Here is a 13781-nt window from a genome sequence, read left to right as displayed (position 1 = left end):
GCGGGCGGGGGCGGCGGCGGAGCGCGGTCATCGCAGGGCGTCGGGCGGTGCCAGGAATCCCGTGCGCCGGAACTCACGCAGATAGGTGTCGAGGAGTCGGGCGTCGACGGGCGGGCAGACGAGTGCGCTGTCGGCGAGCGCCGCCTCCGCGTTGCGGCGGCCGAAGGAGGGGAAGACGCCGTCGGTGTACATCTGCTTGACGGAGACCTCGCTGTCGTGGGCGGGTTCGGCGAACATCGCCACGTACGGGGCCATGGGGTGGTCGGGCAGCCGGGCCGTCAGGTCGGCGAGCATCTCCGTCCACGCGTCGTAGGAGACGGTCCGGATCTCGTACCCCATGGCGATCAGGCGTTCCACGAGCAGCGGCAGCCGGGCGTCGCGGGGGTTGGTGAGGTGGTAGACCCGGCCGTCGGGTTCCTGGTGGGTGATGATGTGGGTGATCGCGTCCGCCGTGTGGTCCACGGGCACGAAGTCGAGCGGCAGGCACATGTCGGGGGCGAGCCCCGTCTCCGCGATGGTGCGGAACAGGGCGCACATCATGGTGTCCGTGTTCCAGATGCCGCGGTCCACGGTGCCGGTCACCTCGTAGGGGCGATGGACGGCCACGGGCAGTCCGCGTCGGCCGGCCTCGGCGACGAGGCGTTCGGCGACCCACTTGGTCTCGGGGTATCCCAGGGACAGCCGGTCCGCGTGGTCGAGAGGTGTGTCCTCGTCGACGTGGCCGACACCGGCGGTGCCGAATCCGGCGATCACCGCGATGGTGGAGATGTAGTGGACCGGTTTGGTGGTGTGCCGGTCCGCCAGTTCCAGTACGGTGCGGGTGCCGCCGACGTTGACCGGGGCCAGCGCGCGGTAGGGGTAGGCGAAGTTCACCCGGGAGCCGCAGTGCACGATCAGGTCGGTGTCGCGGGCCAGGCGGTCCCATGCGGGGTCAGCCAGTCCGAAGTGCGGCTCGGCCAGTTCGCCGGGCACGGGTACGACATGGTCGAGCAGCGGTTCGGGGTCCACTCCGTAGCGTCGCATCCTGGCGGCGAGCCGTCCGGTGGCCTGGGCGGGACCGTCCGCCCGGATCAGGCAGTGCACCCGGTCCACGCCGCCGCGGATCAGCCGGTCGGTGAGGTAGACCCCGAGGAATCCGGTGGCGCCGGTCAGCAGGACCTGGCGGGGCGCCCGGGGGTCGGCCGACCGGGGCGCGTGGTAGCGGAGTTCCGGGGCGAGGTGGCTCTCGGCCGTGAAGTCGGTCTCGGCGCGGGCCGGTTCCTCGCGTCCGGCGAGAAGTCCCTCCACGGTCGTGGCGAATTCGCTCAGGGTCGGATCGGCGACCAGACTGCGGATCATGGCGCGTCCGGATCCGGCTCCGGCCTTGAGCCGTTCGCGGACCGCGGCGGTGATCTGGGTGGCGCGCAGGGAGGTGCCGCCCAGGCCGAAGAAGCGGGCGTCGCGCCCGACCGCGTCGAGCCCCAGCACGTCGCGCCACACTCCGGCGAGGATCCGCTCGGTCTCGCCGCGGGGTGCGTCGTCCTCGTCGGCCGGCGCGGGTGAGGTCAGCGAGGCCAGCGAGCGGCGGTCGACCTTGCCGCTGGACGTGAGGGGCAGCGTGTCCACCACGGTGAGGCGCGTCGGGACCATGTAGGTGGGCAGCCGGTCACGCAGGTGCTCGTGCAGTCGGCGTACGAGGGAGTCGCGCTGTTCTCCGGAGGGCGCCACGACAGCGGCGACCAGCCGCTCCCCCGCGCCCTCGCCCACCACGTCGACGGCGGTCTGCTGCACGCTCGGGTGCGCGGACAGCACCGACTCGACCTCGTCCAGTTCCACGCGGTAGCCGCGGATCTTCACCTGCCGGTCGCGCCGTCCGAGGAATTCGAGCGCTCCGTCCTCGCGCCAGCGTGCCAGGTCACCGGTGCGGTACAGCCGTCCGCCCAGGGGGCCGGGGCTCCAGTGGTCCGGCACGAAGTGTTCGGCGGTCCGCCGTGGGTCATTGAGGTATCCCAGGGCGACGCCGTCCCCGCCGACCCACAGCTCGCCCGTCTCGCCCGGTGCCGCGATCCGGCCGTCCTCGCGCACCACATAGGCGGTCGATCCGGGGACCGGCACGCCGATCGGTACGTTCTCGGCCCGAGCCGGCAGGTCGTCCACCCGGTGCACGGTGGACAGGGAGGAGTTCTCGGTGGGGCCGTAGCCGTTGAGCAGGGTGCGGGGCCGGCCCTTCTCCAGCACGGAACGCACCGCGCGGGGGCTGAGCACGTCACCGCCCGCGATGAGGCAGCGCAGTCCGGAGAACATCTGCGGCGCGATGTGGGCGTGCTGGTGGAAGAGGCCCGCGCTGAGCCACATCACGCTGACGTGCCGGTCGCGCAGGACGTTCTCCAGGGTCTTCGGGTCCAGCAGGTCCCCGTCCTGCGCGAGGATGAGGCAGGCGCCGTTCGCGAGGGTGGAGAAGATCTCGAAGCACGAGACGTCGAACGTCAGGTCGGTGGTCGCGAGCACCCGGTCGTCGTCCAGGACGCGCAGGTCGCCGGGTCCGCGGGCCATCCTGGTCTGACCGCGGTGGGGACACATGACGCCTTTGGGGGCGCCGGTCGATCCGGACGTGTAGATGATGTAGGCCGCCTCACCGGCGTCGCGTTCCTGCCACCACCGCGGGTCGGCGTCGGCGGATCCGGCGAACAGTTCGTCTCCGGCGACCGTCCTGGTCTGCTCGGGCGTTTCCACGGTGTCGTCCGTGCGGTGGACGGCCAGGCGTGCGCGGGCGTCCCGCAGGATCCGGTGCGTGCGCTCGGCGGGCTGGTCGGGGTCGAGGGGGAGGTACACCCCGCCCGCGTGCAGGACGGCCAGAAGGGTGGCCACGGCCTCCGGGGACCGGGGCATCAGTACCGCCACCACGTCCCCGGCGCGGACTCCGCGGGCCCGCAGTCCGGCGGCGCCGCGCCGGACCCGCGCGGCCAGTTCCCCGTACGTCCAGGCCCCGTCGGCCCATTCCACCGCCGGTGCCTCGGGGTGGGCGTCGGCCTGTTCCGTGAACAGGGCGGGGATGGTGGCGTCCCGGGGGTAGGCGACGGACGCCTGGTTCCAGCTGCGCGCGTGCCGGGGCACGGGGTCGGGAGTGGGTGTGTCCTGGGTGGTCATGACGACTGCTCCTCGGTACGGGAGTTCGGGTGTGCCGCGTGCCGCCTGCCCGGTCTCCTCCGTCACGGAGGTGACGCCGGGGGCGGAGGAGACGCGGGCGGGGGCAGGGGTGGGGGCGGGGGTGACGCGCGGGTTGGGGGGGCTACGCCTCCCGCCGTTCGGCGACGATGCTGTGCACCGACGCCCGGCGCTGGAGCAGGGCGGTGGCGAGTTCCGCGGCCATGGCCCTGATCGCTTCGAGCGGCGGGCTCGCTCCGTGCGGGAAGTGCGCGTCGATGTTGCTCTTCAGCTCCAGCACCCAGCGGGCGGCGTCCTCCGGTGACGGAAGCGGGCGCTCGTCCAGGACCCGGAAGCCGTTGTCCCGCAGGACCTCGGTGACATATTTCAGTGACTTGCGGTGGCCCAGGGCGAGATGGTCCTCGCTCGGGGGCAACTGCTGCTCGGCAGCCAGGACTTCCTCGCTGTAGAGCGTCTCGGAGACGACGAGCAGTCCTCCGGGCCGCATGCGCCGGGCCAGTGCCTCGGCGGCGCTCTCGTACACCTGAGGGGGGAAGTGGGTGATGGCTCCCCGGGCCAGCACCAGATCGTAGGGCTGTGCGCCGTCGGGCAGTCCGGCGATGTCGGCGGCGTCGCAGAGATAGAGGCGGATCCGGTCGGTTCCGTCCGACTGCCCGGCGCAGTAGGCGAGTTGTTCGGCACTGATGTTGATGCCGTCCAGCCGGGGGCAGTCGGGGAAGTCGGCCGCCAGGTGTCGCAGCGTGGCGCCCCAGCCGCATCCCACGTCCAGGATGCGCCGCGGGGCCGGGTGCCGGAGCCCGAAGGCGCCGGCCACCGCGAGCTGGCACCGCAGATGCCTGAGGCCGGCCTCGTCGAGGGACACCGGGCGGGGCGAGTCGGGGTGGCCGAAGACGCCCCACTGGAAGTGCAGTTGCTCCCCGAGGACCTTCTGCCAGTCACCGGGCGCGTCCTGGTAGGCACGGACCACGTGGTCACGGAACGCGTCGGCGGGGCCGCCCGGCACCACCTCGTACCCCGGACCGGCGACGGGGCTCACCGGTGCTCCTTCCCGGGTGTGCGCCGTCCCGTGGCCGCCTCGGCGGACGCCACCCGCCAGACCGCCAGCAGCGAGTCCGCGACGCGCCGGGCGTGGAACAGGGCCCCGCGGGGGTCGTCGCCGCGGTCGAGACCGTCCTGGGTGACGGCCAGGGCGAGTTCGTTCAGCGCGTCGTCGCCCGGGTCGTCGTAGTAGTCGATGAACTCCTGCGGGGCTTCCGCGTCGGTGTCGCGCAGGCGTCGTGCCACGGCGGTGGCACCGGCGTAGTAGACCTGCATGTCGGTGTGGGCCGCCAGGGCCGCCGCCGCCTGGCTTCCGGACGCCGCGATCCAGGAGACCGCGCCGTGGAAGGAGTAGGCGCCGAGTTCCGTCGACCAGTCCGCCAGGTCCGCCTCGTCCATGTGCAGCGACCGGGCGACGTGCAGCAGCTTGGGGGTCGCCTCGCGGACGACGCGGCCCAGCCTCAGCCAGAGTTCGGCGGCGGGATCATGGGGGAACCGGCTCAGCAGGGTTCCGTACGCGACGAGTTCGACCGCGTGCGACTGGTACTCGATCTGGACCAGGCGCCGCAGCGGTTCGACGGTGCCGGGGCCGGTCACGGGCGTGCGGGTGAGCGGACTGCCGGGTTCCGTACCGGCGACGGACTGCCGGACCTGGTCGGCCAGGGACTTGGCGTCGACGTGGGTGTGGGAGGACATGTGTTTCCCTTCTGTCGGTGCGCTGGGGTGTCGTTGTCGTGGGGGCGGGGGCCGCGGCTCACGGCGCGGCGGGCGGGGGCCCGGGTCGAGCGGGCGGCGGGGGGCGGTCGCTCGGCTGCGCGGTACGTGGCCGGGCGCACGGCGGGACATGGGGCGCGGCCGCCTCGTCCGCGTCCTCCTCGGGGTCTCGGGCCGGGCTGCGGGCTTCCGGCCGGGCGAGCCGCGCCAGCAGACGGCCGCGGTCCGTCTTTCCGCTGACCGTCAGCGGCAGATGCGGGACACATACGATCGTGCTGGGCACCATGTGGTCCGGCAGACGGTCCCGGGCGTGCTCGGACAGGCGCCGGACGAGTGCGGTGGACTCCGCCCCGGGGGCACCGACCACGACCGCGCCGAGGTGTTGTCCCGGCCCTTCGCCCAGTACGCCGACGGCGGCCTCCCGGACGTCGGGATGGGCGGACAGCACCGCCTCGACCTCTCCGAGTTCCACCCTGAAGCCCCGCAGCTTCACCTGCCTGTCCTTGCGGCCGTGGAACTCCAGTACCCCGTCGGCCCGTCGGCGGACGATGTCGCCCGTGCGGTAGAGCCGGGCCCGCGCGTCACCGCCGAAGCGGTCGGCGACGAAGCGCTCCGCGGTGCGTCGCGGGTCGTTGAGGTAGCCGAGCGCCACGCCGTCTCCGCCGAGCCACAGCTCTCCCTCCTGGCCCGGTGCGGCGAGGCGGCCGTCCGGGCGCACCACATGGGCGGTGGTGGCGGGCACCTCGGTGCCGATGGGCACCAGTTCGGCGTCCTCGGGCAGCTCACGCACCACGTACGAGGTGCTGATGACACCGTTCTCGGTCGGTCCGTAGCCGTTGACCAGGGTGTCCGGGGCGCCGTGGGCCAGCACGGCGCGGACCGCGCCGGGGCTGACCGTGTCGCCGCCGACCATCAGGCAGCGCAGACCGGAGAAGAGACGCGGTGCCGTCTGCGCGTGCACGTGGAAGAGTCCCGCGCCGAGCCACAGGGTGGTGATGCGGTGGTCCCGCAGGCTCTGTGCCAGTGCCTCGGTGTCGAGCAGGTCGCCCGGCTCCGGCAGTACGAGGCATGCGCCGTTGAGCAGGGTGCAGAACACTTCGTAGCACGAGACGTCGAACGCCGGGCTGGCCGTGGCGAGCAGGCGGTCACCGGGCCGAGGCACCGCCGGATGGTCCGCGGTGACGAAGCGGACCAGTCCCCGGTGGGAGCACAGCACACCCTTGGGGACACCGGTCGAGCCGGACGTGTAGATCAGGTACGCGGCGTCGGTCGCCACTGTTCCGGCGGGCCGGGACGCGCCGGACCGGGGCGGCTGCGCGCGGTCCAGGTCGCGGGTGGTGACCCGGGCCACGGGCGGCACCGGCGGGGGGACCTCGGTCTCCGGTGCGGTCACGAGGCACTTCGGTGACGCGTCCTCGACCAGGGTGGCGAGGCGGTTGCGCGGGGTGCGGGGATCGACGGGCAGGTAGACGGCGCCCGCTGCGAGGACGGCGAGCACGGTCGTCACCCACGGCGCGGAGGGTTCCAGCAGCACGGCGACGACGTCTCCGCGCCGCACCCCGCGGGCGTGCAGGCACGCGGTGGCACGGCGTGTGCGCTCGTGCAGTTCACGGAAGGTCCACCGGTCGTTCCCCCGGACCAGAGCGACGCTGTCCGGTGTCTTGCGTACCTGCTCGGTGAAGAGTTCCGGGAGGAGGGCGTCACGCGGGTAGCCCGCGCCTGTGTCGTCCCGCGCGGGGGCACACCCGTGCGGTGCGAGCCCGGTGGAGGGCATGGTCGGTCCCTTCTCGTGCGGCGGATGAAATGCGGGGGGGGGTGGGGGGAGAGCGGGGGAAGGAGGAGCGAGCCGGTCACCCTGTGAGTACGACTCTCCCGGTGCGCCCCGGGCGCCGAGTGCGGCGCAGCGCGGCGTGGAAGTCGGCGAGGTCATGGTGTTCCGCGACCTCCAGTCCGGGCAGGCCATGCGCCACGGCCGCCTCGACCTCCCCGGTGAGCCGCCCCGACTCCGGGCCGTCCAGGCGCTTCATGCCCTCGGGAAGCCAGAAGCCGCGCAGGGTCACCTGGCGGAAGACCAGTTCGTCGGGGGACACACGGATCGGGTTGCCGGAGAGCATGCCGTAGGAGAGGAACTGCCCGCCGGGGCGGAGGCAGCGCAGTGCGGCGGTGCCCATGGCGCCTCCCACCGCGTCGAGGACGGCGTCCACCCGGCGCTGACCCGCGATGGCGAGCGCCGTCCCGGTCAGCGTGCGGGCCGAGGTGGCCAGTACGGGCTCCGCGCCCAGGTGCGCCAGCGCGCGGGCCTGCTTCGTGCGCCGGACCACGGGCAGGCAGCGGATGCCGCGTGCGCGGGCCAGGTGGACGGTCATGCGGCTCACCGCGGAGGCGCCCGCGGTCAGGAGCAGCGTGTCACCCCGTTCCAGGGCGGTTTCGCGAAGCAGCAGCACAGCGGTGTACGGGTTCACCGTCAACTGGCAGCCGACGTCCAGGGGAACGCCGTCCGGGAGAGGGAACACGTCTCTCTCCGGGACACATACCTCTTCCTGCCAGGTCCCCGTGGCCGAGACGGCCACCCGGGTCCCGGGGGCCGGTCCTCCTGTCCCCTCGCCCAGTGCCTGCACGGTGCCCGCGCCCTCGAAGCCCGCGACGGCCCAGCCGCTGCTTCCGGCGCCGTCGCTCTGGTGCGGGGTGAAACATGCCTCCCGGCCGTAGGCCCCCCGCACGAACAGCAGGTCCGAGGGATTGACCGGGCGTGCGGCGAGCCTGATCCTCAGGTGGCGCGGGCCGGGTTCGGGGCGGGGAAGTTCCGCCATGCGCAGGACGCGGGCGGGATCGCCGTATCCGCTGAAGGCCAGAGCACGCATGTTCAGTCCGCCTCGTCGGCGAGACACCGGCACAGGGCCTCGCTCAGGGAGCCGATGGTCTCCCGGCCGCTGTGCACCACGTCGTTGACGAGCACATGGGCGGCATCGCCGTCCCGGAGCGCGTCGGCCAGTTGCTCCGCCGACCCGGCACCGCCGGAGGCGATGGCCGGGAGCCCGGACGCGCGGGCCATGGCCCGTGTGAGGTCCAGGTCGTAGCCGCTGCCCGTGCCTTCGCGGTCCACGCTGTTGGCGAGCAGGGCGCGTACCTTGAGGTCGCCGAACCGCCGGGCCACGTGCAGGGCGTCCACGGTGGTGGGGGTGGCACCGCCGTCGACGAGGGTGTGCCAGCCGTGCCGCCGGTCCCCCGAGCAGTTGACGACGCCCATGAGCCGCCGTGGCCCGATCAGCTGGGCCGTCTGTGCCACGCGGTCGGGTTCCGCGACCATGCTGGTGCTGACCGAGACCGCGGTCGCGCCCGCCGTCAGTATCTCCGCGCAGGTCCGGGGCGAGGGCAGGGTGCCGTGCTGCACGGAGACGAGCAGGTCGAGACCGGTCGCCTTCAACTCGCCCAGGAGTCCGGGCAGATAGCCGGATTCAGGCCACGCGTCGACGATGTCCAGGAACACCTGCTCCGCGCCGTCACGGGCGTATCCGGCGGCGATGCCGACCACGTCGCACGGATCGGACAGGCCCCCGGCACCGGACGGGCTGGTCGCCGCTCCCTCCCGTACGTCGATGCAGGGGATCATCTGCCGGGCCAGGAGCGCCGGTGAGGGGCTCCGCCGGGATTCTGTCGGTCGCATCAGTCGTCCGCCTTGTCGGGATGGGGAAGCCGTCGCAGCCGTTCGCCGCGGGGCGCCAGGTGGTGTGCGACGGTCAAGGCCGAGGCCATGGCCGCTTCCTGTGTCTCCACGGGTGTGGTGCAGTGTCCGAGGAAGAAGACCCGCTGCCCGTCCCGTACCGCCCCGAGCCTGTGCCGGGCACGGCTCGCCCGCGGGGTGGGAGGTGCCGCCCGGAAGGAGGCGCGGGCCAGTTCCCGCCGAGGGCGGCCGGAGCGGTGGCCGAGCTGGCTGACGAACAGGCCGAGCCCGAGCGAGGGGCCGTACCACGTCGTCGTCTCGCTCCATTGCCCTTCCAGCGTGATGTTGGAGGCGGACCACGCGGGCCGCTCCCCCGGCATCCCGAAGGGATCACGGTGCAGTACGTAGGTCACGTCGCGGTATTCGACGGCCTCCAGGTCGGCCAACCGGTCCACCGTGTCCGCCGGGCCGGCTCGCCGGTCCTCCATGTCCGCCGGGCCGGCGAGCACCGTTCTGGCGCGGTCCGCCGGGAGCGCCAGCGCCACGGCGTCCACGCGGTGGACAGCCCCGCCGGTCTCCACCAGTTCGAGACCGTCCGCCGCCCGGCGGACGGTGCGCAGCCGGGCGCCCAGCCGGATCGTGGCCGAGCGTGCGCCGGAGGCGAGCCCTTGGACGAGTGAACCGGTGCCCGAGCGCAAATAGGTTGTGCACCCGGGGCGGTCCGGCTGAGCGGCTGTCGCCCCCACGGCCCGTGCCGACAGGGCACGCGCCGCCGTCAGCGTGGTGCCGTACAGCGACGCGGGCAGGGCGCACAGCAGGTGTTCGGCCGCGGACGCCAGTCGCCAGGAGTCGAGGACGTCACCGAACGTGATGTCCCAGGACATCCGCTCCGCCTCCCATCGGGCGGACTCCTCGGCGAGTCGGACCATGGCCTCGTACGCCTGCCCGCCGGTCGTCACCTGCCGCGCCGTGTCTGCGCAGGCCGCGGGCGAGACCCATCGAGCGGAGGGCTCACGGGGGTCGAACACCACCCGGGAGGTGCTGCTCGGCACGAGGTCCTCGGCCGGGAGACCGACCTCGGCCACGAGGTGCCGCCAGACCGGAGACAGCTCGACGGGTGTCTCCCTGACACCGAGATCGACGGTGTACGGCAGTCCCCCCTCGGTCGTGAGGAACGAGACGGCGTTCCCTCCGAGCCTGGGGCGTTCCTCCAGCAGCAGTACTTCATGGGTTCCGTCGAGCAACCAGGCGAGGGTGAGCCCCGCCAGCCCGCCGCCCGCTATGCCTACGCGCATGTGCGTGAGCCTTCCGGTGCGGGTGCGGGTGCGGATGCGGATGCGGATGCGGGTACGGATGCGCGTGCGGGTGCGGCCGCGCTCCCGGCGGCCGACGACGGCCGCAGGCCCGCCGCGAACCGCCAGAAGCCGTCAAGTCCCGACACCAGCAGCCTGGTGGTGGAATCCGCGCGCTCGGGGGCGTCGCCGTGGCGGAGGCCGTCCTCCACCGTGGCCGCGGCCAGGTCGAGCAGCTTCGTCGGGGCCGGCATGTCGTAGTAGTCCCGGAAGGCTTCGGGCACGGGGGCCGCCGTGTCCGCCAGCGTGTGCACCAGTTCGCGGCACTCCCGTGCGTAGATCGCGAAGTCCGAACGGAGCGCCAGCGCCGCAGCGGCCCGCTCGGCGTGCAGGCCCATCCAGGAGACGGCGGCGGGGAAGGCGAAGGCGCCATCGTCCTCCGGGAAGGCGGACGCCTCACCGGAAGGGGGACCCAGGGCGCGCGCACAGGTGTCGAGCCTCGGCCTGAGCGTGCGCAGGGTGGAGTTCAGCTCGGCGAACAGATCGCCCGCCGGGCCGTTCGGGAACCGGGAGAGGAGTACGGCGTAGGCGACCGTCTCGGCCTCCATGCACCACAGGTCCGCCTGGACCATGCGCAGGAGATGTGCCTGCTCGACCCTTCCGGAACGGGCCGACCGCAGCAGAGGATTGTCGTGCTGCCGGATGACCTCATCGTGACGCCTGAGCAGCCCTTCGGCGGTACAGGCGGAATCGCCATTCATGATTGTTTCTTCCTGGGATCTCGTTCTGACGAATGTTCACGGCCACGGGTGCCCGAGCCTCTCTCCGGATAACGGCGCATCATTCGGTACCTTCGATACGGCACTTGGTGACCGCGTTACGGACCGACAGGCGCGGGCGTTATGGTGACCCCACATCGGCGAAGGCGGCGGAAAAGGGAGTTGACCGGATCGCAAGCCATCCGGCGCCGGGAAAGGGGGAATGATTGCCGTACTGACATCTGTCCCGCCCTGTCCCGCCCTGTCCTGCCCTGTCCCGCCCTGTCCTGCTCGGGTCGGCGGCCCGGTCCCGAGTGACAGCTCCGTCCCTGGGAGCGGCGCCGTGCCCACTGAGGAAGAAGCCTGCCGTCAGGAGATCGCACGCACTCTTCGGCAGGTGCTCACGGATCTCGAAGTGCTGACCGTCCTCCTGAGAGAACTGCTGGACGCGCATGAGGCGGCGCAGCTCGCCCTGCCGGGCCGATCAGTTCCACAGCCGGGTGCTGCCACCGGTTCCCCAGGCCGTGACGAAGACCGTCGTGAGGAAATCACGTGCTCCTTCACCGAGCGGGAGCGACAGGTCTTCCGACTCCTTCTGACCGGAATGTCGAACCGGCAGATCGGACGCGATCTCGGCATAGCCGAGCGTACCGTCAAAAACAATCTCCACGAGATCTACCGGAAGCTCAAAGTGTCCAGTCGGACCGAGGCCGTCGCGAAATTCCTCGGCGTCTCCGGGCGGCCCGATCCCGGTTCCGGTCCCGGTCCCGATCCCGGTTCCGGTTTTGGTCCCGATCCCGGTTCCGGTTTTGGACGGCCGCGCGGACCGCACCTGGGGTGAGCAGCGGACAGGCAGCGGACACAGTCGCGTACGAGCGTCTGCTGTCGAAACTGGGCCCGGTCGAACTGGCGGCCTTCTCGCCGACGCACGCACCCGCCACACATCGCCCGGCACTGACGTGACGCTCTCCCTCGCCAGGGACGGCCCACCGCCTGCGCGGAGATGAGCGACACTGGTCCCGGTATCGCCGAGGATCTCCAGCCGGAGGATGTCGGCCGCTTCGTCCGCGCCGACCGGGCCCGCTCGCGCAGCGCCGGACGCCGCCGGGACGGTTCCAGCGCTGCGGGGCGTGCGACGGGGGCCGCGGAGCACGAGCACGGACGGCGGATGCGGGCGGCGTGACCAATCCCCGGGCTGTGCGGCCTCGGATTACCCGGGGAAGTCCGCACCGTCACACTCAAGGAGACTTCTTGTGGAAGAAGCCGTTCACATCGGCGCCCATCCGTCGTCCAAGCCTGACCTGCAACAACTGCTGCACGCGGTGACGCTGGGTGATCAGGATGCGTTCGCCGCGGTCTACGACGCGGTGGCCGGACCGGTGCTCGGTGTCGTCCGGGCGGTGCTGCGTGACCGGGCGCAGTCGGAGGAGGTGGCGCAGGACGTGCTGGTGGAGGTGTGGCGCACGGCCCCGCGCTACCGGCCCGAGCGGGGTACGGCCATCAACTGGATCCTGACGCTGGCGCACCGCCGCGCGGTGGACCGGGTGCGGTCCGTGGAGGCGGCCGCCGCACGGGACACCAAGGCCGCCCTGCTGGAACGGACTCCGGCGTACGACGAGGTGACCGAGCAGGTCGAGACGCGGCTGGAGCGGGAACAGGTACGGCGCTGCCTGCGTACCCTGACCGAGTTGCAGCGGCAGTCGGTCACCCTGGCCTACTACCGCGGCTTGACCTACCGGCAGGTCGCCGAGGCGCTGACGCTGCCGCTGGGCACGGTGAAGACCCGGCTGCGCGACGGCCTCATCCGGCTCCGTGACTGCCTGGGGGTGACCGCGTGACCACGACCGATCCGCACACGCTGACGGGTGCCTACGCCCTGCACGCGCTGCCCGACGACGAGCGCGCGGCCTTCGAACGGCACCTGGCCGGCTGCGCGGACTGCGAGCGGGAGGTGGCGGAGTTCACCGCCACGGCCGCGCGGCTGGCGTCGGCCTCCGGCATGGCGGCCCGTCCCGCGCTGCGCGAGCAGGTGCTGCACCGCATCACCACGGTGCGGCAGGCGCCGCCGGGTCCCGCGGCCGTCGATCAGGCCAGGCGTCGCGTGCCGCGCCTCGGCGGCCCCCTGCGATGGGCACTGGCTGCCTGTGCGGCCGCCGCGGCGGCGTTCGGGGGCACGGCCGTGTGGCAGTACGAGCGGGCCCAGGAGGCCCATCGGCAGACGGCCGAGGCAGAGCGGCACGCCGACGAGGTGGCGGGGGTGCTGGCCGCGCCGGACGCCCGGACGCGCTCGGCCCAACTGGCGGGCGGTACGGGCACGCTGGTGGTCTCCACTGCTCGTGGCCGGGCCGTGTTCGTCGCCTCGGGGCTGGCGGAACCGCCCCGGGGCAAGGTGTACGAGCTGTGGTTCGCCGACGGCGGCCGGATGCGTCCGGCCGGTCTGCTGAAGCCTGACCGGGCCAGTCAGGCGGTGCTGATGCGGGGACCCGTCGAGCATGCCTCCGGGGTCGGCATCACCGTGGAGCCGGCCGGCGGCTCGCCGCGGCCGACCACCGAGCCCGTCGGGCTGCTCGACATCCCGTCGTGAACGACTCGCGGACGGCTGCGGTCGGGCCGCCCACGGCGGCGCCGACGCGGCGGACGACCGGCCGGGACGGGCGCGTACCGCGCCGTCGGCCGGTCGTCAGGGCAGCCGCCGGGGTGTTCTCGGGCTGCTGAGCGCGGTGGTCTGCGCCGTACTGGGCGCTACGGGCCTGCGGCCGGTCGTTCGCGTGGGGCCAGGAGCCACCGGCGCCGACCGGTGCGGGGCGCCCCGGGCCAGGAACCGGTGCGAGTCGCCCCGGGCCGGGAGGGGACGCGGCGGAGGACCGTGGCACCGTCAGCGTCGTGATCCGCGCACCGTCGTGGACCTGGACCTGGACGTGGACGTGGACCTGGACGTGGTCGGCGTCGATGCCGCTGCTGGTGGCGGTGGCGGTCGTGCGGTGCGTGCCCCGGTCGCCGTTTCGCCTGATCGGTCTTCTTCCTCGGCGTGCCGTGTCGCACCGGACGGCTCCTGGATGCTGCTCCCCCGCACCTAGGTCGTCGTCGGAGCTGTGTCAGGGCCGGTCCGTCTCCGCCCGGGGAAGGCGGAGACGGACCGGCCCGTGGGGCGTCGGCCGACCGCTCACACGTGGC

Annotated in this window: 12 protein-coding genes; 4 read left to right on the top strand and 8 right to left on the bottom strand. The window is 72.9% G+C overall.

Annotated elements, in window-relative coordinates; translation table 11 throughout:
* Positions 1-27: 27 nt before the first annotated feature.
* The 8 genes from ACWDYF_RS35535 to ACWDYF_RS35500 form a co-directional block, all read right to left on the bottom strand.
* Complete coding sequence (locus ACWDYF_RS35535) at positions 28-3126, bottom strand: amino acid adenylation domain-containing protein (protein ID WP_389472651.1); 3099 nt, start codon at positions 3124-3126, stop codon at positions 28-30.
* Positions 3127-3268: 142 nt separating this feature from the next.
* Entirely contained in the window at positions 3269-4180 is a 912-nt protein-coding gene (locus tag ACWDYF_RS35530; RefSeq protein WP_389472654.1) for an SAM-dependent methyltransferase, read from the bottom strand.
* A complete protein-coding gene (locus ACWDYF_RS35525; protein ID WP_389472657.1) occupies positions 4177-4878 on the bottom strand; it encodes a hypothetical protein in 702 nt (233 codons plus the stop codon). Before ACWDYF_RS35525 ends, ACWDYF_RS35530 begins: the two co-directional genes overlap by 4 nt.
* A 58-nt stretch (positions 4879-4936) precedes the next feature.
* Positions 4937-6670, bottom strand: a complete 1734-nt coding sequence (locus tag ACWDYF_RS35520) for an amino acid adenylation domain-containing protein (RefSeq protein ID WP_389472659.1) — start codon at positions 6668-6670, stop codon at positions 4937-4939.
* Between the two features lie 76 nt (positions 6671-6746).
* The gene (locus ACWDYF_RS35515; RefSeq protein ID WP_389472661.1) at positions 6747-7757 is read right to left on the bottom strand and encodes a zinc-dependent alcohol dehydrogenase family protein; all 1011 of its coding nucleotides are present in this window, start codon (positions 7755-7757) and stop codon (positions 6747-6749) included.
* Between the two features lie 2 nt (positions 7758-7759).
* Positions 7760-8560, bottom strand: coding sequence for a HisA/HisF-related TIM barrel protein (locus ACWDYF_RS35510; RefSeq protein ID WP_389472663.1), 801 nt, complete (start codon positions 8558-8560; stop codon positions 7760-7762).
* Complete coding sequence (locus ACWDYF_RS35505) at positions 8560-9852, bottom strand: FAD-dependent oxidoreductase (RefSeq protein ID WP_389472666.1); 1293 nt, start codon at positions 9850-9852, stop codon at positions 8560-8562. Before ACWDYF_RS35505 ends, ACWDYF_RS35510 begins: the two co-directional genes overlap by 1 nt.
* A complete protein-coding gene (locus ACWDYF_RS35500; protein WP_389472669.1) occupies positions 9843-10610 on the bottom strand; it encodes a hypothetical protein in 768 nt (255 codons plus the stop codon). The genes ACWDYF_RS35505 and ACWDYF_RS35500 overlap by 10 nt, the downstream gene beginning before the upstream one ends.
* A gap of 340 nt (positions 10611-10950) precedes the next feature.
* Here ACWDYF_RS35500 and ACWDYF_RS35495 point away from each other — a divergent pair, with 340 nt between their 5' ends.
* From ACWDYF_RS35495 to ACWDYF_RS35480, 4 genes are all read left to right on the top strand, one after another.
* On the top strand, positions 10951-11448 hold the full coding sequence (locus ACWDYF_RS35495) for a LuxR C-terminal-related transcriptional regulator (RefSeq protein ID WP_389472672.1): 498 nt from the start codon (positions 10951-10953) through the stop codon (positions 11446-11448).
* 162 nt (positions 11449-11610) lie between these two features.
* A complete protein-coding gene (locus tag ACWDYF_RS35490; RefSeq protein ID WP_389472674.1) occupies positions 11611-11790 on the top strand; it encodes a hypothetical protein in 180 nt (59 codons plus the stop codon).
* Positions 11791-11860: 70 nt separating this feature from the next.
* A complete protein-coding gene (locus tag ACWDYF_RS35485; RefSeq protein WP_389472677.1) occupies positions 11861-12445 on the top strand; it encodes a sigma-70 family RNA polymerase sigma factor in 585 nt (194 codons plus the stop codon).
* Positions 12442-13191, top strand: a complete 750-nt coding sequence (locus tag ACWDYF_RS35480) for an anti-sigma factor (RefSeq protein ID WP_381740683.1) — start codon at positions 12442-12444, stop codon at positions 13189-13191. The genes ACWDYF_RS35485 and ACWDYF_RS35480 overlap by 4 nt, the downstream gene beginning before the upstream one ends.
* Positions 13192-13781 lie beyond the last annotated feature (590 nt).

It is taken from the genome of Streptomyces sp. NPDC003284 (assembly GCF_053589675.1).
This window is presented reverse-complemented; position numbering and strand designations above follow the sequence as displayed.